Raw genomic sequence first — 26,202 nt, forward strand, 5'->3', positions numbered from 1 at the left:
GGTTTGCCGCGGCCCTCGCACCACCGAGGAGGGGCTTCATCCGGTCGTTTCCGGGTGCCGTCTCCCGGTCGGTGCAGGGGCGACGACACACCGAGCCGGCACCTGCAATAGTGGTGCAGCAGGTGTTTCCAGCGGAGCGACGTAGGCGAAAGCGGTGGATTGTTGGTGACCTCACGCGAGGGTGGGACGTCCGGTTCGGCAACGCCGGGCAACGAGGGCGGTAACGACGGACGCAAGAACAACCAGGCTGCGGCGGGCGCCGCGCCGGCGCCGAAGGCGGCCGGCGTGAACGGTCCGGCCCCGCAGGGGTCCGGTGCGAACGCCCAACCGGCTCCGCAGGGGCCCGGTGCGAACGCCCAGCAGGGACCTGGTGCGACCGCTCAGCCGGCAGCCGGCGTGAACACTTCGCCTGCTCCGCAGACAGCCGGCGCGAATATGCGGAAACCCGGCGACGCTCCCGCGAAGGCGTACGACCCGGCCGACGACGTCCGTCTCCTCGAACGGGCCATCTACGAGGTCAAGCGTGTGATCGTCGGCCAGGATCTGCTGGTCGAGCGGATGCTCGTCGGTGTGCTCGCGCGCGGGCACGTGTTGCTCGAAGGCGTTCCCGGCGTCGCGAAGACGCTGGCCGTCGAGACCTTCGCGAAGGTCGTCGGTGGATCGTTCTCGCGCGTGCAGTTCACTCCCGACCTCGTGCCGACCGACCTCGTCGGTACCCGCATCTACCGGCAGGGACGCGAGGAGTTCGACACCGAACTCGGACCCGTCGTCGCGAACTTCGTGCTCGCCGACGAGATCAACCGCGCCCCGGCGAAGGTGCAGTCGGCGCTGCTCGAGGTGATGGCCGAACGCCACGTCACCATCGGCGGCAAGACCTTCCCGATGCCCGAGCCGTTCCTCGTGATGGCGACGCAGAACCCCATCGAGAACGAGGGCGTCTACCCGTTGCCGGAAGCGCAGCGCGACCGCTTCCTCTTCAAGGTCCTCGTCGATTACCCGACGGTGGAGGAGGAACGCGAGATCGTCTACCGGATGGGTGTCGCCGCTCCCGAACCGAAGCAGGTGCTCGACAACGAGCAGCTCCTGCGCCTGCAGAAGATCGCCGGACGTGTGTTCGTGCACCACGCGCTCGTCGACTACGTCGTGCGGGTCATCTTCGCGACGCGTCGGCCCGCCGAGCTCGGCCTGCACGACGTGCAGGGCTGGATCGCCTACGGTGCCTCGCCTCGCGCGACGCTCGGCATCATCTCCTCGGCGCGTGCCCTGGCGCTCGTGCGCGGCCGCGACTACGTGGTGCCGCAGGACATCGTCGACGTCATTCCCGATGTGCTCCGTCACCGCCTGGTGCTGTCCTACGACGCGCTCGCGGACGATGTCTCCCCGGACCAGATCATCACGCGCATCCTGCAGACCGTGGGTCTTCCGCAGGTCGCCCCGCAGGCCAACGCACCCGTACCGACCGCGACTCCCGGCCCGGCGCCCGCAGATCCGCGGGCCGTTGCCGGTCAGCAGGCGCCCGTCGGTGCACCCGGTCCGCAGGGAGGTGCGGGCGCGCGGTGAGCACACGTCCTCACGACGGGTCGCCACCGCGGTTCCGCTCCGGTGAACTGCGCGATCCCGCGCTCACCGCCGCGCTCCGCACCCTCGAGCTCACCGTGCGGCGCCGTCTCGACGGCGTCCTGCACGGCGACCACCTCGGTCTGATCCCGGGCCCGGGTTCCGAACCGGGGGACGCCCGCGAGTACCAACCGGGCGACGACGTGCGGCAGATGGACTGGTCGGTCACCGCGCGCACGACGCACCCGCACGTGCGGCAGACGGTCGCCGACCGGGAACTCGAGACGTGGCTCGCGGTCGACCTGTCGGCCAGCCTGGACTTCGGTACCGGCATGTGCGAGAAGCGCGACCTGGCGATCGCAGCGGTGGCCGCGCTCGCACATCTGACCACCGGCGGTGGAAACCGGATCGGCGCGGTGATCTCCACCGGCAGCGAGACGATCCGCGTCCCCGCGCGCGGCGGACGGCTGCACGCCCAATCGTTGCTGCGTACCGTCGCGACCACCCCGCACGCACCCGACGGGACCCGTGGCGATCTCCAGGGGCTCGTCGAGTCGCTGCGACGTCCTCAGCGCCGCCGCGGTCTGGCTGTCGTGGTGAGTGATTTCCTCGGTCCGCTCGACTGGGAGCGATCCCTGCGGGCGCTGTCCGGCCGGCACGAACTGCTCGCCGTCGAGATCATCGACCGCCGCGACCTCGAACTGCCCGATCTGGGCGACGTGGTGCTGCACGACCCGGAGACGGGCCGCACCCGCGAATTCACGACCACTCCCGAACTGCGGGCCGATTACGCGCAGGCCGCCGCCGAACATCGCGCGGCCGTGCACCAGGCGCTGCGCAGTTCCGGTGCACCCGTGCTGACGTTGCGCACCGACCGCGACTGGATCGGCGACGTCGTCCGGTTCGTCGCGGCCCGGCGACACAGCTTCGGCGCACCCGCACGGCAGGGGGGACGATGAGCCTGTCCGGTTTCACCTCACCGTGGTGGTTGCTGCTGCTGTTCGTCGTCGCTGCCCTCGGCGGCGCCTACGTGTTGGTCCAACGCCGGCGCCAGACGAACACGCTGCGCTTCACCAATCTCGAGCTGCTCGAGAAGGTCGCACCCGCCCGCCCGGGACGCGCCCGGCACATCCCCGTCGCGTTGTTGCTCGTCGGCCTTGTCTTCCTCACCGTGGCGCTCGCCGGCCCGACCGCCGAACAGCGGGTGCCGCGCAACCGGGCCACGGTCGTGCTCGTCATCGACGTGTCGTTGTCGATGGAGGCCACGGACGTCGCACCCACGCGACTCGCGGCCGCGCAGGAGGCGGCCAAACAGTTCGCCGACGACCTGACGCCCGGCATCAACCTCGGTCTCGTCGCATTCTCGGGGACCGCCTCGGTCCTGGTCTCGCCGACCACCAATCGGGAGGCGACCAAGTCCGCGATCGACAACCTGCAGTTGAGCGAGCGCACCGCGACCGGTGAGGCGATCTTCACGGCGATGCAGTCGATCGACACGCTCGCCGCCGTGCTCGGCGGCAGCGACCAGGCGCCGCCCGCGCGGATCGTGCTGCTGTCCGACGGCAAGCAGACCGTCCCCGAGAGTCCCGACGATCCCCGCGGTGGGTTCACCGCGGCGCGACAGGCAGCGGAGAAGGGGATTCCGGTCTCGACCATCTCCTTCGGCACCCAGACGGGCACCGTCACCATCGAGGACGATCGGATCCCCGTGCCCGTCGACGATCCGTCGCTCAAGGAGATCGCGAACCTCTCGGGCGGGAGTTTCTTCACGGCCGCCAGCCTCGAGGAACTCGAGGACGCCTACAACACGCTCGAGGAACAGATCGGTTTCGAGACGACCCGTGGCGACGCCAGCCGTCCGTGGCTCATGCTCGGAGCGCTGTCGGTGATCGCGGGGCTCGGCGCGGCCATGGTGTTGCGCCAGCGGCTGCCCTGATCCACCTTGTGCACGCTCACTGAGCGTTTTCCGTACCGGACCGGCCACCAGATAGGTTGGAATGCATGACTGACGCAGAAAGTGCCGCAGCGTCCACGCGCGCGGGAGTCACCCCTCGATCCGTCCTCGTCACCGGCGGAAACCGTGGAATCGGCCTCGCCGTCGCCCGTCGCCTGCAGGCGGACGGCCACAAGGTCGCCGTCACCCACCGCGGTTCGGGCGCGCCCGACGGCCTGTTCGGTGTGCGGTGCGACGTCACCGACGCCGACTCGGTCGACGCCGCGTTCAAGGAGGTCGAGGAGCGTCAGGGCCCCGTCGAGGTGCTCGTCGCGAACGCGGGCATCACCGACGACACCCTGCTGATGCGCATGACCGAGGACCAGTTCAGCTCGGTGATCGACGCGAACCTCACCGGCGCCTTCCGGTGCGCCAAGCGCGCCAACCGCGCGATGCTCCGCGCCCGCTGGGGTCGCATGATCTTCCTCGGCTCCGTCGTCGGCCTCGCCGGCCAGGCCGGCCAGATCAACTACGCGTCCTCGAAGGCCGGCATCATCGGTCTCGCCCGCTCGGTCACCCGCGAACTCGGTTCGCGATCGATCACGGCCAACGTCGTCGCTCCCGGCTTCATCGAGACCGACATGACCGCGGATCTGTCCGACGACCTGCGCGACACCGCGAAGAAGTTCATCCCGCTGCAGCGACTCGGCAAGCCCGAGGACGTCGCAGCCGTCGTCAGCTTCCTGGCTTCCGACGACTCCGCCTACGTCTCCGGCGCCGTGATCCCGGTCGACGGCGGCATGGGCATGGGCCACTGACGGTCTCGCGACCACATCCGAATCTCACTGGAGGACCGACACACTCATGGGCGGACTGCTCGAGGGCAAGACCATTCTCGTCACCGGCATCATCACCGATGCCTCGATCGCCTTCCACACCGCGAAGGCCGCGCAGGAACAAGGCGCGAAGGTGATCATCACCGGCTTCGAGCGACTCCGGTTGATCGACCGGATCGCACAGCGTCTCCCGCAGCCGGTGCCGCCGGCGATCAGCCTCGACGTGCAGAACCAGGAGGATCTCGACGGTCTCGCCGACAAGATCCGCGAACTCGCACCGGAGGGGATCGACGGTGTCGTCCACTCCATCGGCTTCGCACCCCGGTCGTGCCTGGGCAGCCCGTTCCTCGACGCGCCGTGGACGGACGTCGCGGTGGCGCTCGAGGTGTCGGCCTACTCCTACGGCGCGCTCGCCAAGGCCGTCCTGCCCGTCATGAACGAGGGCGGTTCGATCGTCGGAATGGACTTCGACCCGTCCCGGGCCGTTCCGTTCTACAACTGGATGGGTGTCTCCAAGGCGACGCTCGAGTCGGTCAACCGCTACGTGGCCAAGGAGGTCGGCCCGCGCGGTATCCGTTCGAACCTCGTCGCGGCCGGCCCGATCAAGACGCTCGCCGCCAAGGCCATCGCGGGCGACGCGACCGGCCCGGGCGCGGAGATGAACCGACTGAACGAGGGATGGTCGGCCGCGTCCCCGATCGGCTGGGACGTCGACGATCCGACGCCTGTGGCGAAGACCGTGTGTGCGGTGCTGTCCGACTGGCTACCCGGGACCACGGGATCCATCGTCTACGTCGACGGTGGCTTCCACTCCCAGGTCGGCTTCGGTAGCTGACCGCACCACGGAAGGCACTTCCATGACGAACACCCCCGGGGCGTACGACGCGCTGCTGCTGCTGTCGTTCGGCGGACCGGAAGGACCCGACGACGTGCGGCCGTTCCTCGAGAACGTCACCCGCGGACGTGGGATCCCGCCGGAACGTCTCGACGAGGTCGCGCAGCACTATCTGCACTTCGGGGGTGTCTCGCCGATCAACGCCCTGAACCGGGCGATCATCGACGACGTCCGCGCCGAGTTCGACACGCACGGTATCGATCTGCCGATCTACTTCGGCAACCGCAACTGGCATCCCATGGTCGAGGACACCGTCGCGCGGATGCGCGACGACGGGATCCGTAACGCCCTGGTGTTCGCGACCTCCGCATGGGGCGGCTACTCGGGATGCCGGCAGTACCACGAGGACATCGCCCGGGCGCGGGACGCCGTCGAGAACGCGCCCCGGCTGACGAAGCTCCGGCACTTCTACGACCACCCGTTGTTCCTCGACGCCGTCACCGACGCCGTGCGCGCCGCCCGCGTCGAACTCGCCGACGAGGTGCGCGATTCCGCGCGGGTGGTGTTCACCGCCCACTCCGTGCCGACCTCCTTCGACGCGACCGGTGGTCCGCCGGAGGAGGGTGGCCGTCTCTACAGTCGGCAGGTCGCCGAAGCGGCGCGGTTGGTGGCCGAGGCTCTCGGCGAGGACGACTACGACCTGGTGTGGCAGTCGCGATCCGGTCCGCCGCAGGTGCCGTGGCTCGAGCCCGACATCGTCGACCACATCGACGCGCTGCACGAACGGGGAGTCCGCGCCGTCGTGGTCGTGCCGGTCGGATTCGTCTCCGATCACCTCGAGGTCGTGTGGGATCTCGACACCGAGGCCCGCGACCGTGCGGCCGAACTGGGCATGGGCTTCTCGCGTGCGGCGACGGCCGGAACCGACCCGCGCTTCGCGCAGCTGGTCCGCGAACTCGTCGAGGAACAGCGCGAGGGGGTCACCGCTCGCCGCTGCGGCACCGAACCGCTGCTCGGGTCCGCGTGCAACGGGAGCCTGTGCGCCGTGGGATGCTGCGAGCCGCCGAAACGCCCGTCCCGGCCGGCCGCGAACCGATAGATCCCCCGCCTCACCGGGCGGCGTGCCCGGCCGGTGAGGCCAGAGGAGAGTCGAACCAGCGCGGCAGAGACCGGCGCAGAGCGCTCGGACCGTCGACGACCACGGCGCCCGAACGTAGTGCGTCCGGCCAGGTGGCTTCGCTACGCCAGATCTCGGTCAGTTCCCGCAGCCCCGCCGTCACCCGGATCGAGACCTCGAATCCGGGGTCCTCGTCGCACACGTCGACGTCGTGCGGCGTGATGACCATCCACCACCGGCGCGACGCGTGGGTGACCGCGGGGAAGACGAACTCCACGACCACCCGGGAGTCCGGCAGGGCCGCGTGGTCGACGTGCCGGTGCATGTCCCACATCAGCAGCCGCGGATCGAGGTCGACGTCGCCGAGCTTCCCGGTCCACCGCGTACCCCAGGCACCGAGTGCGTCGACGACGGCCTCGAGGTCGCGTCCCGCGGGTGTGAGCACGTATCGGACGTCGGCCCCGTCCTCGAGACGCCGCAGGATGCCCGCTGCCGTGAGCTGGTGCAGTCGCTTCGACAGTAAGGTCGGCGACATACGGGGCAGGCCGCGTCGGAGATCGTTGAACCGTTCGCTGCCGAGCACGAGTTCGCGCACCACGAGCAGCGTCCACCTCTCGTCGAACAGTTCCATCGCCTTGGCGACGGGACAGAACTGGTGGTAGGGCGGGCCCATGATCGGATCGTAGGCCGGTCGGACCGCGGTGACCAGCACGAATGTGCGGCCGTGCAGTACAGATTGTGTACTGGAGGACACCGTGCCCGCGTTCCTACAGTCGATCTGTGACCCGGACCGCCTCTCCGACGGCGCCGACGCCGGGTCCCTCGACAGGAGGAATCCTCTGATGACCGACATCTTGACGACACACGACGCCGATCTCGCCCTGAAGGCCAAGCACCGGGCGATGTGGGCACTCGGCAACTATCCGGCGGTGGCGACCGAGGTCATCGCCGAACTCGGCCCCACTCTCGTGGCCGCCACCGGAATCGGTCCGGACGACCGCGTCCTGGACATCGCCGCCGGATCGGGCAATGCATCGATCCCCGCCGCGCTCACCGGTGCGACGGTGCTCGCGACCGACCTGACCCCGGAACTGTTCGAGGTCGGCCGCCGTGACGCCGAAGCGGCAGGTGCGACGCTCGACTGGCAGGAAGCCGACGCCGAAGCGCTCCCGTTCGACGATGCGAGCTTCGATGCCGTGATCTCCTGTGTGGGAGTGATGTTCGCGCCCCATCATCGGGCCGCCGCCGACGAACTGCTCCGGGTGACCCGGCCGGGCGGACGCATCGGTCTACTGAGCTGGACCCCCCGCGGCTTCATCGGGCAGATGTTCGCGACGATGAAACCGTATGCGCCACCGCCTCCGCCGGGTGCACAGCCGCCGCCACTGTGGGGCGACGAGGTGCACGTGCGCGAGTTGATCGGCGACCGTGTCACCGACCTGCAGGTACGCACCGACAATCTGCGCGTCGAACGCTTCGCGACCGGAGAGGACTTCCGCGACTTCTTCAAGTCCGCCTACGGTCCCACGATCGCGGTGTACCGCAACATCGCGGACGACCACGAACGGGTCGCTGCTCTCGATCTCGACCTGCTCGAGCTCGCCCAACGTCACGATCTCGGTGGGGGAGCGATGGATTGGGAGTATCTGCTCGTCACCGCGCAACGAAGTTGATGCGCACTGCCGCCGCGGTCAGTGATGGTGCTCGGCCCGCAGAGCCGCCGCGACCGCACCGGTGCGGGCCTCGCGCACCGCGGCCCACAGGGGCTGCAGTGCACCATCGCGACCGGTGGTGGCGGACGCCGAACCGGCCCGCAGACCCCCTCCGCGGCCGGCCACGGTGAGGATCGCCGCGACCTGGTCGGCGGTGTCCAGCACGCGCACGGCACGTGGGGGCAGTGACGGGGGGTAGCGGTGCCGGGCGAGCTCGGCGACCTCCTCGGCGATCTCCGCCCGCGGATCGGTGCGGCGACCGTCCGTTCCCACCGTCGGGATCCCGCTCAACGCGGAGGCGGCATCACGCACCGCCTCTCGGATCGCGAACTCGGCCGCACCGAGACCACCGTCGACGGCGATCTCGGGGACCGCCGGCAGCGTGAAGACGTTCCACCGCAGGACGTCCGGGCCCTCGATCACGGGCACCAGACCCAGTCCGGGGGCGCCGGGCGCTCCCACCACGACGCCCTCACCGGCCGCGAGCGCCGCGGAGGCGAAGGCTGTACCGGCGGGCAGTGCGCGGACGTCGCCCGGGGCGGGAAGGACGAGATGCAGACCGGCGCCGGCGGCGGAGTCGACGCGGCGGATCAGGGTGAGCAGCAGGGCGGCACCGTCGGCCACACCCCGGTCGGGCAGACCCGCCGCGGAGGCCGTCGCCGCGTCGTGGGCACCCACGAGATGCATCGGCGCCCACTCGTGCAGCGCATCGATCACATCGTCGGGGGAGGCGTGACCGGACAGCCAGGACCCCGCCCACACGGTCAGCGTCAGGCTCGGAGAACTCACCCCGAAAGCATACGGCGACCCGGTGCAGCGGTCCGGCGTGGCAGCGTGAGCGGTCCCGCGCGATGTCCTAGGGTCGACTGGCGTGAGCCCACGCGATATCTACGGCGGCGACATCTATGCCGGTCACGCCCGCACCAAGAAGAAGGCCGTCCCCGAACTCGCGGCGGAGCGCGGTGTCGTCGTCGAGGACGCCGCATCCGGTTGGTGCGGCGCGATCGTGGGGATCGAGAAGACCTACGACGGCGACTTCGTGCGGCTCGAGGACGCACAGGGGCGCACCCGGTTGTTCGCGATGCGCCCTGCGGCCTTCCTGGTCGACGGAGCACCCGTCACCCTCGTCAAACCGAAGATCCGTCCCGCCTCCGCACCGACGAGATCCGCCTCGGGGTCCACCCGGGTGGACGGTCTGCGCGCACGCGTGGCGCGGGGGAGCCGGATCTGGGTGGAGGGCGTGCACGACGCCGCCCTCGTCGAACGGGTGTGGGGGCACGACCTGCGGGTCGAGGGCGTGGTCGTCGAACAACTCGAAGGCCTGGACAATCTCGGTGTCCGGCTCGCCGAGTTCGAACCCGGCCCGGGTCGGCGGGTCGGTGTCCTCGCCGACCACCTCGTCACCGGCTCCAAGGAAGAGCGCCTCACCGCGAATCTCGGTCCGCACGTGATGGTCACCGGCCATCCCTACATCGACGTGTGGCAGGCGGTGAAGCCGAAGGCCGTCGACATCGACGCCTGGCCCACCATTCCCCGAGGCCAGGACTGGAAGACCGGTGTCTGCCGAGAACTCGGCTGGGGCACCCCGCAGGACGGCTGGCGGCGCGTCTACAACGCCGTGAACTCGTTCCGCGATCTCGAATCGCACCTCATCGGCGCCGTCGAGCGCCTCGTCGACTTCGTCACCGAACCCGACGAGGGCTGACCGACCGGAAACTCAGCGGCCCCCGTCCGCCGGCGCCGGCGCAGGTTCCGGCTCCCCGGTGCCGCCCGGCAGGCCGGTGCCCACCCCGCCGACGTCGGTGATGGTCCAGTCGGACGCGCGGTCCATCGTCACCGTGTAGGTCGCGGTGGCGGCGACACCGTCGGGTGTCTGCTTGCTCGTCGAGATCATGTCGACGAACACCTGCACGACGAAGGTGTCGCCGTCGTTGCTCGCCACCTCGGCGGCGAGCAGACGGGCGTCGGCGGTGTACTCCATCTGCGTCAGCCACGGAGCCACGACGTCCACGGCTCCTTCGAGTTTCGGCGCGAGTTGCTCGCTGACGCCGTTGGTCAGCGCCGTCCGCCAGGTGTCGAGGTCACGGAAGTCGACCTCGGAGACGCTCAGCGCGTAGTCGGAGGCGACGGCCTCGGCCTCGGCCTCGGTGTCGAGCCGGCTCTGCAGGGCCTGCAGCTGCTCGGACGAGTCGTCGGTCGCCCACAGCACCCCGAAGGTCACCGCGGCGACGACGGCGAGCACCGTGACGACCGCGAGTGCACGCACCGACGACCACCACGGACCGCGACATCCCGCCTCGGTGGCAGTGGCGGTAGGGGCGGAGACGGCCGGTTCCTGTTCGCTGACCCCGATGTTCGAGGGCCCGGTGTTCGAAGGTCCGGTGTTCGACATGACGATTTCTTCCTTCTTCATCGGGGTACGTTCACGGTGAATCGGACACTGTCGCCCGGCATGGTCGCGATGGCCTGTTCGAGCAGGGTACCGAGATCCATCCGGCCCACCACGGAACCGGTGGCCTGGGTCACCGGGCGGAGCGCGACACCGATCGCGCCGAGTTCGGGTGCGAACCTCCTGAGGAAGTCGGCGAGTTCGATCTCCTCCTCGCGCCACGAGCCGAGGATCTCCTCACCCTTCAGTACCGAGGACCCCTCGAAGAGGTACTCGTACGAGATACCGAGGGTCTCCCCGAACTGGTCGAGCATGGGAGGCGCCGCGACCATCGCGGGCCGCACCCAGTCGACGTCACCCATCATCCACATCAGGTCGCTCAGTACCGTTTCCAGCGATCCCTCGTGCCGGGTCAGGGTCGACAGGAGCAGCTCGGCGCCACGACCCGCCGCGGGCATGGTCTCCTCGAGACCCGCAACCGATTCGGTGAACGTCGCGACGAGTTCGTTCAGCGATTCGGCGTCGGTCTGTTCGAGCAGCTCCGAAGTGGTGGCGAGGAGATCGGGGACCGAGGTGGGCAGCTCGACGACCTCGGTCAGGTGGGCGCCGTCCTCGAGATAGGGCCCTTGTGTCGAGGCAGGGAGGAACGAGAACACCGGTTCGCCCAGCGACGACAGGTTCTCGACGCGCATGGTGCTGTCGACGGGGATGCGGTGTTCGGCCTCGTAGGAGATGTTCATGCGGACGAAACCGTCGAGGTTCTCCATACCGTCGACCCGCCCGATGTTCACCCCCCGGTAGACGACGCTCGATCCGGTGCGCAGTCCTGCCGCGTCGCGCATGTCCACCACGGCGTGCGCGCGGGGCCGGGTCGGATCGATCTGCAGCACACCGACGACGAGATACCAGGTGCCCAGGATCATCACGAGGGTCAGGGCGAGTGCGGACATCCAGGCCGGGATTCGGGTCACGGGATCGCTCCGATCATGCGCAGGAGAACCAGTCCGTCGGCCGCCGGACTCCCCTCGTTACCGGCGATGGTCACCTCACGGATGTCGATGCCGGGTTCGAGCAGGAAGGGGACGAGCTTCTCGTCGACGAGCTCCACGAGTTCTGCTGCGTTGCCGCGCAGTTCGGTGGCGTTCGGCGACGGTTCGCGCAGCAGCGGTGTGAGGATCTCGAGGTTGTCGTTGATGTGCGGGAGGCGGGGGATCAGCCATTCCAGGCCTGTGACCATGGTGTTCACGTCGATGACGATGTTGAGCACGGCCTCCATGAAGTACGGCACCCGGTCGAGACGTCGTCGCGCGGTGTCGGAGAACAGGAACCCCACGTCGTCGCGAGCGGCATCGAGCCGTTGGGACAGGTCCTCCGTCGCGACGACGATGCGATCGATCTGGTCGAGGTTCGCCGCGGCCTCGCTCAGATCGTTGGAGACGAGCGCCGACAACTCGCGGGTCTCCTCCGTGTCCTCGGGCAGCACGTCGTTCAGTCGCGCGAGCGAATCCTGCAGACGGGTCAGGCTTCCGCCGTTGACGAACATCGCGATCCGTTCGAGCATGTCCTCGATCTGCGGACCCGGATCCGTGTCCTGCAGCGGGATCGTGTCGCCGTCCTGCAAGGGCGCGCCGCTGCCGTCCTTCGGCGGGAGCAGAGCGATGTAGATGTCGCCCAGTACGGTGTTCTGCCGCAGTTCGGCGCGGGTGCCCGCCGGCACGATCACCGACTCGCGCACGTCGATCCGGGCGACGGCGCTGTGCGGCTCGAGATCGATCGCCCGCAGGGTGCCGACGGAGATGCCCTCGGAGCGGACGTCCGCCCCGGCCGGCAGGCTCAGCAGCGATTCGAATTCGAGGTTCAGCCGGTAGATCGGTCCGCGCACCCCGGAGCCGGGCAGCGCGTGGTCGCTGGGGTCGAAACTGCATCCGCACAATGCCACCAGAGCGGTGAGGACCGCACCGATGAGAAGGCGGGACCGGAAGAACGAACGGGTCACGGCGTTGCTCCGATCGTCGACAGGACCAACTGGGGCAGCGGCACCGACACTGAGCGGGAAGACACCACGGTGCAGCTGTCGGGTGCGATCTGCTCGAGTGCCGTGCACGTCAGCGCAGCGTCGGGGGTCGGCACCTCGGCGCGGGCGGGGTCGAGTTCGACGGCGATCGAGCCGGGACGGGTCTGCACCATGGTCTCGAGCATGGTGATCGTGCCCGGAATGGTGGCGAGCAGTTCGCTCGAGCTTTCCGCCTGCGTGCGCAGCATCGTCAGCGTGGGCAACGTCGAGTTCAGGGCGTTCATCAGGTACGGGAAGTGCTCGTTGAACAGCCGGTCGAGCGGTCCGACGGCCAGTGACAGCTTCTCGACGAGGATCTTCGCCACGACGAGCATCTGCTCGATGCCGGCCAGGCCCGGAGCGAACGTCCGGATCGTGGACTCGACGTTCTCCCAGTCGCCGGTGAGCAGGGTCGTCATCTCGGCCGAGTTGTCGAGGACCTGTCCCAACTGGTCCATGAAGTTGTCGGGGGAGGACAGCAGGTCTGCGAGGTCGCGCAGTTCGCGGTTGAGCGTCGGCCCCAGGTCTTCGAACTCGCGGCCCGCGTCCTTCAGCGCGGATTCGAGCGGCGCGGTCCCGTCGGGCCCGCGCTCGGTCATCTGACGCACGAGCTCGGAAAACGAGCCGAGCGCATCCGACACGCTCACGGGGGTACGGGTGTGCGCCGTGTCGATGCACGTCTCCGGAGACAGGGTCGGTCCGGGCCGGGGATCGGCGTCGACGAGTTCGAGCCTGCGGTCGGTGAGGATGGACGCGTTGGTGATCACCGCACCGGTCTCGGCGGGAAGTTCGCGGTCGCCGACGGTCATGTCGACGCGCACGCGCGCACCGTCGGGTTCGATCCGGTGCACGGTCCCGACCGAGATGCCGCGGATGGTCACCGGGGAACCGGGGTAGAGGCCGTAGGAATCCTCGAAGTACGCGCAGATCGAGGTGTCGTCCCCCGAGGTCGCGGCGAAGGCGGTCGCGCCGGCCACGGCCAGCGCCACGACCGTCACCGCGGGAACGAGTCGTCGTGTATTCGTTGTCGGTGTTCGCACGTCAGCACCGTGTTCCCGGCATCGGGAGACAGACGTCGGGTCGCTGGACCGTCAGTCCGCTCTGGTCGACAAGGGCCTGGCCTTCGGGACCGGCGACGGCCGCCAGTCCTGTGAGGGTGGAACGGAGGGATTCCGTCATCGACTCGACGGAGGCCGACAGTTCCGCGCTGCTGTCGGCGGCTTCGACGAGGTGCGGGATGATCGGTTCGACCTTCTCCTGGTACGGGCCGCTGAGGAAGTCGAACAGCAGCCCGGCGAGCCCGGAGAGTCCGTCGGCGAAGATCTTCACGTCCTGATGTGCCTCGACGATCTTCGGGCCGAGGATCGCGTAGCCCCGGATGATCTCGAGCGCGAGCTCCTTGTTGTCGTTGGCGGTGCGGAGATACTCGTTGGACAGCTCGAGCAGGCTCTCGATCTGGTCCTTCTGATTCGCGATGACGTCCATGACCGCTTCGAGATCGGTGACCGTGATCCGCACCGAATCCGGGGATTCGCCGAGCAGCGCCGCGGTCTTGTCCAGGGCGGTGCGCAGCGCCTCGGTGTCGAGTTCCTCCACCACCTCCGTGGCCTCCTCGAACATGTCGTTCACCAGGAACGGTAGTGCTGCGCGGTTCTCGGGGATCGGCTCTGTGAGCGGCTGCCGGCCGGCCGGGTGCACCGCGAGATACAGGCCCCCGATGGGGGTGAGCATCCGCACCGACACGGAGGACTGATCACCGACGAAATGCTCGGAGTCCACGGTGAACTCGACGTCGACGTGGTCGTCTGCCAGCTGCAGGCCGGTGACCGACCCGACCGGCACACCCGCGATGCGCACGTCGTCGCCCGCAGCGAGCCCCGCCGATTCCGGCAGTTCGAGTCGGTAGGTCGTCGAACCGACCGGTCGCAGATAGAGCACGAGGACGATGCCTGCGACGAGGGCGAGAACGATCAGACCCGACAGTGCCCACCACATCTGGGTGCGGGGATCGGCGTCCTCGGCGCCGAAGTCGAGTCGTCCGAACAGGCGGGTGCGCATCAGGCACCTCCGTTGCAGATGGTCAGGGGACGGCCCCGGAGCAGCACGTCGGCCTCGATCGGCAACTGCACCGCGCCGTTGCTGCACTGGCGGGACTCGTCCACCTGCGGCACCAGTGAGTTGATGCCCTCGAAGATCCCCGGCAGCACCGACAGGGTGTCGATGGCCGTCTGCGGGTCCGGGATCACCTGGTCCACCCGGACGATGAAATCGTCGTTGCGTTCGAGGAATCCGTCGTGCTCGGCGGGCGCACCGAGGCCGAGCCGGGAGAGCAGGTTCACCGTGCGGTCGACCTCCGCCATCTCGAGAGCACCGAGCTTGGTCAGGGACAGGAACTCGGTCATGCGCGTCACCAGCGGTGTGAAGATCGAATGGAAGACTTCGAGGATGTTCTCGAGGTTCTCGGACCGGCCTTCGAGTTGCTCGTTGAGGGCCGTGAAGTTGTCGAGCAGGGTGCTCATCAGGGCGCTGCGGTCCTCGGCGTAACTCGCGAGCTCGGCGATGTCACGCATCACCGGCGTCGGACTGGACTCGCTGCCTTCGATCAACGCGGCCACATTGGTCGCAAGCCGGTTGTAGACGGCCGGATCGGCTTCGCGCAGAAGTGGTTTGAGGCCGTTGAAGACCGTGGTGATGTCGAACGAGTCGACGGTGTTCACGACCAGCTCCGACGGGTCCACCTCCTGACCGCCCTCCTCACTGCGATCGAGTTCGAGATAGCGCTGACCCGTGAGGTTCTGGAACTTGACGAGCAGCCGGTCCGACTCGCGCAGGCGGTACTCCTCGAGCACCGTGAAGTCGACGAGCGCACGGTTGCCGTCGGACACCGAGATGTCGGTGACCTTGCCGATCTGTACGCCCCGCAGGCGCACGTCGGCGTTCTCCTTGAGGCCGAAGACATCACCGAACTGGGCCTTGTAGGCGACGGTCGATCCTCCGACGGGGCGTTCGATCGCCTGCACGATCAACACGACGATCAGGACGACGACGCCGGCGAGCAGGGCGAGCCGGACGGCTGCCTGGCGTGGAGTTCTCATCGGGTACCCCCGGTGGTCTCGAGCGGGACCCGGAAGGCCGGGAAGGTGTCGACGAGCACGTCCACCCCCAGGACCACCCGGTCGCCCTGGTGCTGCAGTGCGCCGTCGGCGCCGTCGACGAGCCGGTCGACCTGGTCGGGGGTGACCCCGCCCAGACTCTGGTTCAGCGGGATCAGGATGTCGAGGAGCATGTCGACGGCAGACGAAGTGGGGCCGAGCGCGCCGACGATCTCACCCGAGAGTGCGAGCACCAGATGCGAGACCTCGGTGATCGTCTCGCTCGCCTGCTGCGTGCGGAAGTCGTCCTCGAGTTCCTCGACGGACGCGATGGCCGACAGAGTGTTCAGTGCCGACGGAGTGAACGCCGCGACACCTTCGGAGACATCCGCGAATTTCGGCAGCAACTCACTGAGCGGCTCGTTCTGGGTGCGGGCGATGTTGCGCATGACGAGCAGCGACGAGGCGAGCAGCGGCGCCATCTGCTGGGTCAGTTCGGCGGCGCTGTCGATCGAGTCCGACAGCTGTGGCGTCACCACGTCGAGCAGGAGACGACCGGAATCGCGCAGCACCGTGGTGACGGTGTAGTCCCCGACATCGCCGAGGGCGAGGGTGCTGCCGGCTCGGATCGGCTCGCCGCCCGGCATCGGGATGAGCTCGAGTGCGGTGGAACCGAAGATGTTCGACGAGACGAAACGGGTGTGCATGGCCGTCGACAACTCGTCGACGCGGTTCTCGTCGACACTGAGCGTGACGATCTGTTGCTGCGGGCCCTGCGGTTCTACCTCGATCACCGATCCGATCGAGATGCCCCGCAGACGCACGGCGGTGTCGGTGGAGACCCCGTCGCCGAGATTCGATGCGGTGACGGCGAACTGCACCTCTCCGGAACGGTCGGGCTGCGAGGCCCACCAGGCCGCGGTGACGACGAGTGCGGCGGCGACCACGACGGCGAGCCCGCGGATCCGGAGTCCGCGGCGGCTGGGGCCGAAGCCCGAATACTGTGCTGCGCTCACTGGTTCCTCACCCCGAGAAGCTGATCGTCGCGTCGAGGCCCCACATGATGAGCGTGAGCACCATGTCGGTGGTCACGATCAGCACGAGGCTCGCCCGGATGGCGCGGCCCGAGGCGATCCCGACCCCCTCGGGACCACCGCTCGCGTGGTAGCCCTGATAGGCGTGCACGAGCGTCACGACCAGGACGAATACGACCACCTTGATCAGCGAGTAGAGCAGATCGATCGGCTCGGTGAACATATGGAAGTAGTGGTCGTAGGCACCCGCTCCCTGGCCCTGCACCACGGTGACGGTCGCGCCGGTGGCGGCGAATCCGAGGGCGAGCGCGATCAGGTAGGACGGGACGACGGCGCCGACGGCGGCGATGAGGCGGGTGGAGACGACGTACGGGATCGAGTCGATGGCCTGCGCTTCGAGCGCGTCGATCTCCTCCGAGATCCGCATGGCGCCGACCTCGGCTGTGATGCGGCAACCGGCCTGGGCTGCGAACCCGATCGCCGCGATGAGGGGAGCGAGTTCGCGGGGATTCGCCAGGGCCGACATGGCTCCGGTCAGCGGTCCCATGCCGAGCATGTCGAGTGCGGAGAAGCCGACGAGGCCGACCATCGCCCCGGCGACGATGCCGAGGATGGCCAGCACCGGTGCGACGCCTCCGCCGACGATGACTGCGCGGCCGTTGCCCCATGTCAGGTCGGTGAAGATGGCGACGGTCTGGCGGCGGTTGCGGCGCAGGGCGTGGCCGATGCCTCGGAACGAGACGACGACGAAGTGCAGGTGGAGCCCGAGGGCTTCGATCGGGTTCCACGCCCGGCCGGCGTGGCGGGTCCACCGCAGACCGCGGGGGCGATAGGGCGACGGCGTCGCAACGGGTCCGCTGCGCGTGGTGCTCATCAGAGGAACCTCATGGGGACGAACATCAGGACCACCTGGGTGATGAAGAGGTTGACGACCATGCAGGCGATGATGCTGAGCACCACGGCCGCATTGACGCTGTCCGCCACGCCCTTCGGGCCGCCTTTGGCCTCGAGACCGCGCTGGCTGGAGATGACCGCCACCACGTACCCGAAGACAGCGGCCTTGAACAGGCAGACGATCAGGTCGGTGGTCGAGGCGAAGCTGCCGAACGACAACCAGTACGAGCCGGGGGCGACCCCCTGACCGAGCGAGGCCACCGCGAAGCTCGCCAGAATGCTCATGAGGATGATCAGCACCGACAACATCGGGGCGACGACGACCATCGCCAGGATGCGGGGCGAGACCAGCCTGCGCTGGGGGTCGATGCCCAGGGTGCGCAACGCGTCGATCTCCTCCCGGATGGTTCGCGAGGCGAGGTCGGCGGAGATGGCCGAACCACCGGCACCACCGATGAGCAGTGCCGCGGCCAGGGGCGCGATCTGCTGCATCACTCCCATTCCGCCCACCGCGCCGGCCATCGAGTTGGCGCCGACGTTGTCGGTCATGCTGCCGACCTGCACGGCGATGACCACGCCGAGCGGTAGCGCCACCAGAACGGCGGGCACGGCCGAGACGGAGACGAAGAACCATCCCTGGACGATCGCCTCCCGCATCGGGAAACGACCGCGTGCGATGTCGACGATCAGGTATGCGGTGGCGCGGAACGCCAGACGGAGCGTGCGTCCGAATGTGCGTGTGGAGTCGGCGGTGCGTGTGACCACGGCACCCCCGAACGTCCGCTCGCCCCGGACGTCTGCGTCCGTGGGTTGCGAGGTCTTCATCGGGCCCCCTGATGAACTGCACCGAATCGATCGGTACTGGTCGGAACCGGCGCCGAAGCAACCGGATCTCCGGGTCGGGTATGTGCAGAACGGCCGACGACTGCACCATCGGCTCGCGTCCGCAGCGAGCGGACGCGTGTACGGGGATGACGACCGGTGGGTCAGACCCCCAGTGCGGCGCGGGCTTCCGGGATCGAGCGGAGGCGCTCGGGAACCAACCGGGAACCGACGCGCGCGAGTGCGAGGATTGCGCGGAACTCACGTTCGCGGGCCGCGCTCCACGGCACTCCCCAGATCCGGCGGACGGACTCGGGGAATGCGCCGAACATCAGCGTCTCCACCGGCCGCCCCGTCATCTTCCTCAGGACGGCGGGAAGGGGCCGGGGGAGTGCGGCGAGTTTCGGCTCGAGGGTTGCGATCACGTCCTGTTCGTCGACGAGTTGCTGCATCCGCCGGGTGCCGGGCGACATCGCGAGCTTGTCGGCGACCCCTCGGTCGACGTAGGCGCGAAGACCTGCCACATCGTCCGGCATGTCCTGCTCACGGACGCCGAACAGCATGCCGAGTCGGCAGCTCTCCCGGTAGAAGGCCTCCACCTCCGGTGCGGGTTGCGCACCGAAGCAGACCTCGATCGCGTAGATGAGCGATTCGATGGTGGTGAGGTGGACCCAGGTCCACACGTCGCGGTTCCAGGCGTGGTATCTCCGGCCGTCGTAGTCGAGTCCGGTGACAGGTCGGTGCATCTCCCGCAGTTCCCGTGCCGAATCGGCGACGTTCTCGCCGAAGTAGATGCGGTAGGTGTACGCGAGCGTGTTCTCCGCGCGTACCGACGGTTCGGTGAACGATTTCGAATGCTGTTCGAGCGCAACCATGACGGTGGGGTGGGTGCCCTGGAGCGACAGTGCCCGGAACAGGAACATGGGCCAGATGCGGCGGTCTGCCAGCAACCGGACGAAGGTGCGGTCGGCGACGGGTACATCGCTTTCGATGTCGGTGCGAACACGTTGTGCGGGAGTGACTTCCATTGCCGGACTCCTCGGGTTCGATGGCGGGGAACGGATGCGGAGATCAGCTGTCGGTGGAGGGGTTCGAGGGCACGATCAGGAAGGACAGCATGGTCCGGGCCACCCGTCGTACCCCGTCGTCGGTCGCGGTGGCGTCACCCAGATCGGGTGCGAGCCACACACTTGCGAAGAACCGCGCGACGATTTCTGCGGCGGTGGCCGTGTCGAACGTGATCCCCGCCCGTTGTGCGGTGAGGTCGAGTTCGTGGCGGACCGAGGTGAGCAGTGCGGCGGTGATCTGGGGGTCGTGCAGAAGCGGGAGAGCGGCTCCGTCGACGACGAATCGTCGTGCGACCGGGTGGTTGCGGACGGTACGGACCGCTTCGACGATCCATTCGACTGCGCGCTCGTACGGGTCCTCGATGTCGTCGATGGCCGCGTGGAACCGCGTGACGAGCTGATCGAGCTCCCACGCGAATGCGCGACCCAGGAGTTCTTCCTTGGTGTCGAACCGCCGGAAGACCGTGGCGCGACCGACTCCGGCCTCCGCCGCGACGTCGGCCACCGTCGTCCGTTCGAGTCCGTGGTGGCTCAGGCAGCGGATGGTGGCCGCAAGGATTGCGGTGTCGGTCGGATCGGCGTCGGCGCTCTGGCCGATCAACGCTCCCACGAGGAGCGAACGCACGGGGGTGATACCCATAGTTCGGGGACGGTATCACCGATCTCACATCGGCAAAAGGATGTGTTTTCGGCTGACTTCACTTATGAGCCGAATGGGAGTCCGATCAGGACGGAAAATAAAAAAATATAGAACTTCCGGCCCGTGGATCTCCCCTCCGGTACCAGCATCGAGGTCGAGGAGCCCGCAAGGCTTCCTCGACCAGGGCATCTGCCAGGATGTCCGATTTGTGGTTCGATGGAGACCGTGGCCGCATTGATTTGGTTGATCGCCGGAGTGGCGTTGGCGGCCGGCGAAGCGCTCACGGGCGATTTCGCGCTGCTGATGCTCGGCGGTGCAGCGCTCGTCACCGGGGGTGTCTCCGCGGTGACCGATCTGCCCGTCTGGATCGACGCGGTGATCTTCGCCGTGACCTCGCTGGTTCTGCTGGCCGGTGTCCGGCCGATCCTGAGGCGGCGGTACTCCCAGCCGCCCGCTCTGCCCACCGGGATCGACGCTCTTCCGGGAAAGCATGCGCTGGTCCTCGAGCAGGTGGGGGAGCATTCCGGGCGTGTGAAGATCGACGGTGAGGTGTGGACCGCCAGGCCGCTGGACGCCACCGAGGTGTACGAGCCGGGAACGACAGTGACAGTGATGCAGATAGACGGCGCGACAGCCGTCGTATGGAGGGGTGTCTGAGGATGGAAGCTCTGATCGTGCTCGCCGTGGTGGTGGCACTGGTCGTGGTGGTCGTGGCCAAATCGGTATCGCTGGTACCGCAAGCGGAGGCCGCGGTCATCGAACGTCTCGGCCGGTACTACCGGACGGCGTCGGGTCAGCTCACCTTCCTGGTGCCCTTCGTCGACCGCATCCGGGCGAAGGTCGATCTGCGCGAACGCGTCGTCTCGTTCCCGCCGCAGCCGGTCATCACCCAGGACAACCTGACGCTGAGCATCGATACGGTCGTGTACTTCCAGGTCACGAACCCGCAGGCGGCCGTCTACGAGATCAGCAACTACATCGCCGCGGTCGAGCAACTCACCGTCACCACGCTCCGCAACGTCGTCGGCGGAATGACCCTCGAAGAGACGCTCACCTCGCGCGACTCCATCAACGGTCAGCTCCGCGGTGTGCTCGACGAAGCCACCGGCCGATGGGGACTGCGTGTCGCGCGAGTCGAACTCAAGAGCATCGATCCGCCGCCGTCGATCCAGGAATCGATGGAGAAGCAGATGAAGGCCGACCGCGAGAAGCGCGCGATGATTCTCACGGCCGAGGGGCACCGCGAATCCGCGATCAAGACCGCCGAGGGCGACAAGCAGTCGCGCATCCTCTCCGCCGAAGGCGCGAAGCAGGCCGCGATCCTCGAGGCCGAGGCCGACCGGCAGTCGCGGATCCTGCGTGCGCAGGGTGATCGCGCGGCGCGGTACCTCGAGGCCCAGGGTGAAGCCAAGTCCATCGAGAAGGTCTTCGCCGCGATCAAGGCCGGCAAGCCCACTCCGGAGCTGCTCGCCTACCAGTACCTGCAGACCCTGCCGCAGATGGCCCAGGGTGACGCGAACAAGATGTGGGTGGTGCCGAGCGACTTCGGCAAGGCGCTCGAAGGATTCGCGCGGACGCTCGGCGCACCCGGCGATGACGGCGTCTTCCGGTTCGAGCCGAGTCCTGTCGACGAAGAGCTGCAACGCCCCGAGGACGACAGCGCCGAGGTCGAGGACTGGTTCGCGACCAAGCGCGACCCCGAGGTGGCCCAGGCAGTCGCCGAAGCCGAGGCGGTCGCGCGCAAGCCGGTCGATCCCGCGGTCCGGACGGGTCTCGCCACGGAAGGTGCGCAGGGTGGTGCCGGTGAAGGACAGTCGGCGCTGCCCACCCCGCCGCCGGCCCAGCGCTGGATGGCGAACGACGCATCCGAGCAGCCGGCCGAGCCGCCGCAGCAGCAGTAACAGAACGGATTCGAGAGGGAGGGCCCGCCGGTCGGCGCGCCCTCCCTCTCGTCATATGCGGCGGGACGTCGGCAGTGTCATCTGCGGCCGGATGTCGGCAGTGTCATCGACGACCGAGCATCGGCAGGGCCATCGCTACCACGATGAGACCGGCGCCCGCGGCGGCGAGCACGGTCACGGACTCTCCGAAGGCGACCACGCCGATCATCAACGCGACCACGACTTCGAGGTAGGACAGGCCGGACAGTTCTGCAGCGCGAAGGTGCTTTCCCGCGACGACGAGCAGCCCCAGTGCGAACAGGCCGCAGACGACGAAGAACCCACCGGCCCACAGCCAGTTCGTCGCAGTCATCCCCGACATGTCGGGTCGGGTCACCGCGACCATCCCACCTGCCGCGACGGCACCGAAGACGAAGTTCCACAAGGACCGGACGTCGGACGGCATGTCGGTGCGATAGCGGTAACACAGCAGGGCCGCGCCGTAGAAGACTCCCGAGGCCGCGCCCAATACGGTGCCCAGCGTTTCGTGCTCACCCCCGGACGACTCACCGCCCACCAGACCGGCGGCGAGCAGCATCCCGGCGAACGCCGTGCCGATCGACAAGGCGTCGAGACGACCGACCCTCTCCTTCAGGAACACCCGGGCGAGAGCCGTCGCGACGACGGGACCGAGGTAGTGGAGAACCACGGCACGGGACAGGTCGGTCAACACCGTGGCGGACAGATAGGTCGCGAGGGACAATCCGAGAAGGACGCCTCCGCCGACAACCGACCAGGACAGGCGGGTCCGGCGCAACTGTCCGAGGCGGCGGGACACCGCGATCAGGACGAGCATGCCGATCGCTCCGACTGCCATCCGCCCGAGTGTCAGTGCCTCACCGAGGACCGCGCCTTCGGGAGTTGCCTTGCGGCCGAACAACCCTGCGGCGCCCATCGCGGTCGCGGACAGCACGATCGCGGCGATCCCGAGTCGCCGGTTCGTGCGAGGCGGCGATTTCGGAGCGGGGGAGGGAGGGAGAGCGGGGCCACGCGACTCGGTCGACGCAGTGTCGGCGCGCTTCTGCTCTAACAGCGCATCATCGGCGCGCAGGGGCACGGACAGCGCATCATCGGCGCGCAGGGGCGCGCCCAGGGAAACGGTCACACGTCTACCTCGGGTCCAGGGTGCACGAAACGAGCACCAGCGGGTGTTGTCGTTCCCCGCTCTGTCATCGGACCTGAGAGCTTTCGCGGACGGAGCCGCTTACACCTTCGGTGAACCCGGAAGAGTTGCTTTCCAGAGGAGCCTCGCCGTGGCGGTCTGGGGGCCTGAGAGATTCCCGGGGAGGTTGCTCCTTCGGCGCCCGCTGTGTGCGGGACTCTCCCGCCGCGGTTCGGTGGCTGTTCAGTTGTGGCGTCAAGTATGCCATGTGCTTCGACGTCGGTTCATCAGGACGCTCCCGGGGTGGCGTGTCGCACATTTCGCCTGGTGAGAAGGCTGTCAGAAAATTCCGAGCGATACCTTCACAAATATTGGCATAATTGCTATGGTGTGCATCACACGGTCTCGCGACCGAGGGTTCGGTGCCCGATGATCGCGAGCGCCGGTCGATTCGTCTCTTCTCTCGTACGGCAAGGCTTCTGAAGACAGGTGGTCATATGGGTATCGGGATGGTCCTCGACATGGCGTCCGCCGCCACCCCCGATCGGATTGCGATGGGTCCTCGCGCGAACGGCGTCACCTACCGCCGGCTCGACGAACTCGCTTCGCGCGGTGCGGGATTGCTCGGTGAGCTCGGAGCCCGACACGTCGTCTTCGTCGGAGTGAACGGTCCGGTCCTTCCCACGCTCATGTTCGCTGCCGGTCGTGCCGGTGTTCCACTGGCGCCCTTGAACTACCGGCTTCCGGCCGCGCAGCTGCTCGAACTGATCGACAGGCTGGACGAACCGATCGTCGTTGCGGATGCCGACTTTGTCGGCAAGCTCGACGGGTGCGCGCACCGAATCGTCTCGACCGACGAATTCCTCGGTCTCGCGGAGGGTACGGACCCTCTGGAGGGCGACCGATCGGACGACGAGGGAACCGCGATCGTGCTGTTCACCTCCGGGACCACCTCGGCTCCGAAAGGGGTGCTGCTCCGGCACCGGCACCTGCTGTCCTACCTCATCAACACCGTCGAATTCGGCTCCGCAGCAGAGGAACAGGCCACTCTGGTCAGCACGCCGCCCTATCACATCGCAGGTCTCGGTGCCGTCCTGAGCAACGTCTACTCGGGTCGCCGCATGGTGTACCTGCCCGACTTCACGCCGCAGGGTTGGCTCGATCTCGTCCGCACCGAGGGCGTCACCAGCGCGATGGTGGTGCCCACGATGCTCGCTCGCATCGTCGACCACCTCGACGGTGCGCCGGCCGAGGTTCCGACTCTCGAGTCGCTCGCCTACGGAGGGGCGAGGATGCCCCAGCCGGTCCTCGAACGTGCTCTCGCGGCGTTCGGTGACACCGGATTCGTCAACGCCTACGGGCTGACGGAGACCAGTTCGACGATCGCGGTGCTCGGACCCGAAGACCATCGGGAGGCCTTCGCGAAACCAGAACTGCGAGGGCGTCTCTCCTCGACCGGGCGGATCGTGCCCGGCATCGAGGCGCAGATCCGATCCGAGGACGGCGAACGCGTGCTGTCCGACGGGCAGACGGGTCTGCTGTGGGTGCGCGGGGCCCAGGTCAGCGGCGAGTACATGGGCAACGGTTCGGTTCTGGACGCGGAGGGTTGGTTCCCGACCAGGGATCGCGCCCGGATCGAGGACGGCTATCTCTACATCGGTGGCCGCGCGGACGACACGATCATCCGAGGTGGGGAGAACATCGCACCGGCCGAGATCGAGGACGTGCTGGCGCACCACCCGCAGGTGCGCGAGGTGGCCGTCATCGGTACTCCCGACGACGAATGGGGCGAACGGATCTGCGCGGTGATCGTGCCGGCCGTCGACAACCACGACGACGCCGATTCGATCCGCACGTGGTGCCGTGAACGTCTGCGCGGTTCGAGGACCCCCGACGACGTCGTGTTCGTCGACGACCTGCCCCGTACCCCCACCGGCAAGCTCGTGCGCCGCGATCTCGTCGAGCAGGTCACGGCCGGACTCGCGGGATGATCGCGCTGCCGTCCGCATCACGAAGAGAACGGGCATCCTTGTGACCGACACCGTGGACACCGAACTCGTCCGACGCGAATGGATCCTCCGGGCGCGCCCGAGCGGCCGTCCCCGTGACACCGACGTCGAGTTGGTCGGAACCGCTCTCGGCGAACCCGCCCCGGGGCAGGTCCGCGTGCGGAACCTCGTCATGTCCGTCGAGCCGTACATGCGGGGCAGGATGGGCGGTGAGGCGACCTACGCGGAGCCCTATGCACTGGGGGAGCCGATGCTGGCTCCAACGGTCGGGGTCGTGTCCTGGTCCGATCGACCCGAGTTGCCGATCGGATCGCTGGTTCTCCACGAGTACGGCTGGCGGACGGAAAGTTTCGTCGACCCGTCCGACTGCCGCAGGCTCCGGCACGACGACCTCCCCGCAGCCCTGCACCTGAGTGTCCTCGGCATCCCGGGTATGACCGCCTGGGTGGGAATCGATCGGATCGCGCAGGTGCGCAGCGGCGATGTGGTGTTCGTGTCGTCCGCGGCCGGTGCGGTCGGATCCACTGCGGTCCAGCTGGCGAAACAGCGTGGTGCCGTGGTGATCGCGAGCGCCGGCTCTCCTGAGAAGGTCTCTCTTGTCAGGGAACTCGGTGCCGACGCGGCGTTCGATCATCACGAGGGGCCGGCGAAGGACCTGCTGCGCAGTGCTATGGCCGAGGTCGGTGCCACCGCGCTCGACGTGTATTTCGACAATGTCGGGGGCGAACAGCTCGAAGCGGCCATCCGCGTGCTCGCCGACCACGCCCGAATCGCTCTGTGCGGGATGATCAGCGTCTACAACTCCGCGACACCCGTGCCCGGACCGAACAACCTGCTCAAACTGATCTGGCGTCGCGCCCGGATGGAAGGCTTCCTGCTGGCCGACCATCTCGATGCGCGCGATGCCTTCGAGGACGAGATGGCCGCGCTCGTCCGGAGCGGCCGGATCCGGCCCGTCCACACCGAGTTCGCCGGTGGTATCGGCGGTGCATGGGATGCCTTCATCGGGATGCTCGACGGCGCCGCAACTGGTAAGGCCCTCGTCCCTCTCGTTCCCTCGACCTGACTCCATCGGGACCGTCCCGACGTCGCTGCGGCGGCGCCGGTGTCCCGCCGCACCTTCTCACTCTTTCGGCGCCTTCGACGCCGACCTCATCGACAGGAGCCCGC

General features: G+C 68.1%; 26 protein-coding genes and 1 riboswitch. Of the genes, 12 read left to right on the forward strand and 14 right to left on the reverse strand.

The annotated features are described in order from the left end of the window. Positions 1-165: 165 nt before the first annotated feature. From U9J23_RS11215 to U9J23_RS11240, 6 genes are all read left to right on the forward strand, one after another. On the forward strand, positions 166-1,560 hold the full coding sequence (locus U9J23_RS11215) for an AAA family ATPase (RefSeq protein ID WP_080968168.1): 1,395 nt from the start codon (positions 166-168) through the stop codon (positions 1,558-1,560). Beyond that, positions 1,557-2,516 (forward strand): DUF58 domain-containing protein, encoded by a 960-nt coding sequence (locus U9J23_RS11220; protein ID WP_059381412.1) that lies wholly within the window; start codon positions 1,557-1,559, stop codon positions 2,514-2,516. Before U9J23_RS11215 ends, U9J23_RS11220 begins: the two co-directional genes overlap by 4 nt. Next, positions 2,513-3,493, forward strand: coding sequence for a VWA domain-containing protein (locus U9J23_RS11225; protein ID WP_059381413.1), 981 nt, complete (start codon positions 2,513-2,515; stop codon positions 3,491-3,493). The genes U9J23_RS11220 and U9J23_RS11225 overlap by 4 nt, the downstream gene beginning before the upstream one ends. 65 nt (positions 3,494-3,558) lie before the next feature. Continuing rightward, entirely contained in the window at positions 3,559-4,308 is a 750-nt protein-coding gene (fabG1, locus tag U9J23_RS11230) for a 3-oxoacyl-ACP reductase FabG1 (protein WP_326602672.1), read from the forward strand. 46 nt (positions 4,309-4,354) lie between these two features. Continuing rightward, positions 4,355-5,161: an NADH-dependent enoyl-ACP reductase InhA gene (gene inhA, locus U9J23_RS11235; protein WP_016694069.1), complete on the forward strand. Its 807-nt coding sequence runs from the start codon at positions 4,355-4,357 to the stop codon at positions 5,159-5,161. Between the two features lie 22 nt (positions 5,162-5,183). After that, positions 5,184-6,260, forward strand: a complete 1,077-nt coding sequence (locus tag U9J23_RS11240) for a ferrochelatase (RefSeq protein WP_059381415.1) — start codon at positions 5,184-5,186, stop codon at positions 6,258-6,260. Between the two features lie 10 nt (positions 6,261-6,270). On the opposite strand, the gene U9J23_RS11245 is transcribed toward U9J23_RS11240, so the two are convergent. Continuing rightward, complete coding sequence (locus U9J23_RS11245; RefSeq protein ID WP_326602905.1) at positions 6,271-6,951, reverse strand: winged helix-turn-helix transcriptional regulator; 681 nt, start codon at positions 6,949-6,951, stop codon at positions 6,271-6,273. Between the two features lie 169 nt (positions 6,952-7,120). Here U9J23_RS11245 and U9J23_RS11250 point away from each other — a divergent pair, with 169 nt between their 5' ends. After that, positions 7,121-7,951: a class I SAM-dependent methyltransferase gene (locus U9J23_RS11250; protein WP_326602673.1), complete on the forward strand. Its 831-nt coding sequence runs from the start codon at positions 7,121-7,123 to the stop codon at positions 7,949-7,951. An 18-nt stretch (positions 7,952-7,969) separates the two neighbouring features. Here U9J23_RS11250 and U9J23_RS11255 read toward each other — a convergent pair whose 3' ends face one another. Continuing rightward, on the reverse strand, positions 7,970-8,779 hold the full coding sequence (locus U9J23_RS11255) for a hypothetical protein (protein ID WP_272266631.1): 810 nt from the start codon (positions 8,777-8,779) through the stop codon (positions 7,970-7,972). An 82-nt stretch (positions 8,780-8,861) separates the two neighbouring features. On the opposite strand from U9J23_RS11255, the gene U9J23_RS11260 reads away from it, so the two are divergent. Further along, a complete protein-coding gene (locus tag U9J23_RS11260) occupies positions 8,862-9,695 on the forward strand; it encodes a DUF3097 domain-containing protein (RefSeq protein ID WP_272266632.1) in 834 nt (277 codons plus the stop codon). A 12-nt stretch (positions 9,696-9,707) separates the two neighbouring features. Here U9J23_RS11260 and U9J23_RS11265 read toward each other — a convergent pair whose 3' ends face one another. The 11 genes from U9J23_RS11265 to U9J23_RS11315 form a co-directional block, all read right to left on the reverse strand. Continuing rightward, positions 9,708-10,403: a hypothetical protein gene (locus tag U9J23_RS11265; RefSeq protein WP_272266633.1), complete on the reverse strand. Its 696-nt coding sequence runs from the start codon at positions 10,401-10,403 to the stop codon at positions 9,708-9,710. Beyond that, positions 10,400-11,350, reverse strand: coding sequence for an MlaD family protein (locus tag U9J23_RS11270; protein WP_272266635.1), 951 nt, complete (start codon positions 11,348-11,350; stop codon positions 10,400-10,402). The genes U9J23_RS11265 and U9J23_RS11270 overlap by 4 nt, the downstream gene beginning before the upstream one ends. Beyond that, a complete protein-coding gene (locus U9J23_RS11275; protein ID WP_272266636.1) occupies positions 11,347-12,375 on the reverse strand; it encodes an MlaD family protein in 1,029 nt (342 codons plus the stop codon). Before U9J23_RS11275 ends, U9J23_RS11270 begins: the two co-directional genes overlap by 4 nt. Further along, positions 12,372-13,472 (reverse strand): MCE family protein, encoded by a 1,101-nt coding sequence (locus U9J23_RS11280; RefSeq protein ID WP_272266637.1) that lies wholly within the window; start codon positions 13,470-13,472, stop codon positions 12,372-12,374. The genes U9J23_RS11275 and U9J23_RS11280 overlap by 4 nt, the downstream gene beginning before the upstream one ends. Position 13,473: 1 nt before the next feature. Next, entirely contained in the window at positions 13,474-14,490 is a 1,017-nt protein-coding gene (locus tag U9J23_RS11285; protein ID WP_059381423.1) for an MlaD family protein, read from the reverse strand. Then, positions 14,490-15,527 (reverse strand): MlaD family protein, encoded by a 1,038-nt coding sequence (locus U9J23_RS11290; RefSeq protein WP_059381424.1) that lies wholly within the window; start codon positions 15,525-15,527, stop codon positions 14,490-14,492. Before U9J23_RS11290 ends, U9J23_RS11285 begins: the two co-directional genes overlap by 1 nt. After that, entirely contained in the window at positions 15,524-16,540 is a 1,017-nt protein-coding gene (locus U9J23_RS11295) for an MlaD family protein (protein WP_059381425.1), read from the reverse strand. Before U9J23_RS11295 ends, U9J23_RS11290 begins: the two co-directional genes overlap by 4 nt. Positions 16,541-16,547: 7 nt before the next feature. Beyond that, positions 16,548-17,432 (reverse strand): ABC transporter permease, encoded by an 885-nt coding sequence (locus tag U9J23_RS11300; protein WP_059381426.1) that lies wholly within the window; start codon positions 17,430-17,432, stop codon positions 16,548-16,550. After that, positions 17,432-18,277 carry an MlaE family ABC transporter permease gene (locus tag U9J23_RS11305; RefSeq protein WP_226949813.1) on the reverse strand — a complete coding sequence of 282 codons (846 nt, stop codon included), beginning with the start codon at positions 18,275-18,277 and terminating at the stop codon, positions 17,432-17,434. The genes U9J23_RS11300 and U9J23_RS11305 overlap by 1 nt, the downstream gene beginning before the upstream one ends. A 161-nt stretch (positions 18,278-18,438) precedes the next feature. Continuing rightward, on the reverse strand, positions 18,439-19,302 hold the full coding sequence (locus U9J23_RS11310; RefSeq protein WP_145706777.1) for an oxygenase MpaB family protein: 864 nt from the start codon (positions 19,300-19,302) through the stop codon (positions 18,439-18,441). A gap of 43 nt (positions 19,303-19,345) precedes the next feature. Further along, positions 19,346-19,981 (reverse strand): TetR/AcrR family transcriptional regulator, encoded by a 636-nt coding sequence (locus U9J23_RS11315; RefSeq protein WP_059381428.1) that lies wholly within the window; start codon positions 19,979-19,981, stop codon positions 19,346-19,348. Between the two features lie 216 nt (positions 19,982-20,197). Here U9J23_RS11315 and U9J23_RS11320 point away from each other — a divergent pair, with 216 nt between their 5' ends. Together U9J23_RS11320 and U9J23_RS11325 are read left to right on the forward strand one after the other, a co-directional pair. Beyond that, complete coding sequence (locus U9J23_RS11320; RefSeq protein ID WP_326602683.1) at positions 20,198-20,638, forward strand: NfeD family protein; 441 nt, start codon at positions 20,198-20,200, stop codon at positions 20,636-20,638. Positions 20,639-20,640: 2 nt separating this feature from the next. After that, entirely contained in the window at positions 20,641-21,882 is a 1,242-nt protein-coding gene (locus tag U9J23_RS11325; RefSeq protein WP_059381430.1) for an SPFH domain-containing protein, read from the forward strand. Positions 21,883-21,985: 103 nt separating this feature from the next. Here U9J23_RS11325 and U9J23_RS11330 read toward each other — a convergent pair whose 3' ends face one another. Further along, on the reverse strand, positions 21,986-23,026 hold the full coding sequence (locus U9J23_RS11330) for a DMT family transporter (protein ID WP_272266640.1): 1,041 nt from the start codon (positions 23,024-23,026) through the stop codon (positions 21,986-21,988). Positions 23,027-23,168: 142 nt separating this feature from the next. Beyond that, a riboswitch (glycine riboswitch) is annotated at positions 23,169-23,258 on the reverse strand. 262 nt (positions 23,259-23,520) lie between these two features. Between U9J23_RS11330 and U9J23_RS11335 the strand changes: the two genes are divergently transcribed. Together U9J23_RS11335 and U9J23_RS11340 are read left to right on the forward strand one after the other, a co-directional pair. Next, a complete protein-coding gene (locus U9J23_RS11335) occupies positions 23,521-25,014 on the forward strand; it encodes a class I adenylate-forming enzyme family protein (RefSeq protein ID WP_272266643.1) in 1,494 nt (497 codons plus the stop codon). Positions 25,015-25,054: 40 nt separating this feature from the next. Beyond that, on the forward strand, positions 25,055-26,098 hold the full coding sequence (locus tag U9J23_RS11340; RefSeq protein ID WP_272266645.1) for an NADP-dependent oxidoreductase: 1,044 nt from the start codon (positions 25,055-25,057) through the stop codon (positions 26,096-26,098). Positions 26,099-26,202: the final 104 nt, after the last annotated feature.

It is taken from the genome of Rhodococcus sp. PD04 (assembly GCF_035918275.1).
Taxonomy (GTDB): domain Bacteria; phylum Actinomycetota; class Actinomycetes; order Mycobacteriales; family Mycobacteriaceae; genus Rhodococcus; species Rhodococcus rhodochrous.

Coding starts and splice junctions, on each gene's coding strand:
- U9J23_RS11225 (WP_059381413.1), top strand. CDS start 2,513: ATGAGCCTGTCCGGTTTCACCTCACCGTGGTGGTTGCTGCTGCTGTTC.
- fabG1 (WP_326602672.1), top strand. CDS start 3,559: ATGACTGACGCAGAAAGTGCCGCAGCGTCCACGCGCGCGGGAGTCACC.
- inhA (WP_016694069.1), top strand. CDS start 4,355: ATGGGCGGACTGCTCGAGGGCAAGACCATTCTCGTCACCGGCATCATC.
- U9J23_RS11240 (WP_059381415.1), top strand. CDS start 5,184: ATGACGAACACCCCCGGGGCGTACGACGCGCTGCTGCTGCTGTCGTTC.
- U9J23_RS11245 (WP_326602905.1), bottom strand. CDS start 6,951: ATGGGCCCGCCCTACCACCAGTTCTGTCCCGTCGCCAAGGCGATGGAA.
- U9J23_RS11250 (WP_326602673.1), top strand. CDS start 7,121: ATGACCGACATCTTGACGACACACGACGCCGATCTCGCCCTGAAGGCC.
- U9J23_RS11265 (WP_272266633.1), bottom strand. CDS start 10,403: ATGAAGAAGGAAGAAATCGTCATGTCGAACACCGGACCTTCGAACACC.
- U9J23_RS11285 (WP_059381423.1), bottom strand. CDS start 14,490: ATGCGCACCCGCCTGTTCGGACGACTCGACTTCGGCGCCGAGGACGCC.
- U9J23_RS11290 (WP_059381424.1), bottom strand. CDS start 15,527: ATGAGAACTCCACGCCAGGCAGCCGTCCGGCTCGCCCTGCTCGCCGGC.
- U9J23_RS11300 (WP_059381426.1), bottom strand. CDS start 17,432: ATGAGCACCACGCGCAGCGGACCCGTTGCGACGCCGTCGCCCTATCGC.
- U9J23_RS11305 (WP_226949813.1), bottom strand. CDS start 18,277: ATGAAGACCTCGCAACCCACGGACGCAGACGTCCGGGGCGAGCGGACG.
- U9J23_RS11310 (WP_145706777.1), bottom strand. CDS start 19,302: ATGGAAGTCACTCCCGCACAACGTGTTCGCACCGACATCGAAAGCGAT.
- U9J23_RS11315 (WP_059381428.1), bottom strand. CDS start 19,981: ATGGGTATCACCCCCGTGCGTTCGCTCCTCGTGGGAGCGTTGATCGGC.
- U9J23_RS11320 (WP_326602683.1), top strand. CDS start 20,198: ATGGAGACCGTGGCCGCATTGATTTGGTTGATCGCCGGAGTGGCGTTG.
- U9J23_RS11325 (WP_059381430.1), top strand. CDS start 20,641: ATGGAAGCTCTGATCGTGCTCGCCGTGGTGGTGGCACTGGTCGTGGTG.
- U9J23_RS11335 (WP_272266643.1), top strand. CDS start 23,521: ATGGGTATCGGGATGGTCCTCGACATGGCGTCCGCCGCCACCCCCGAT.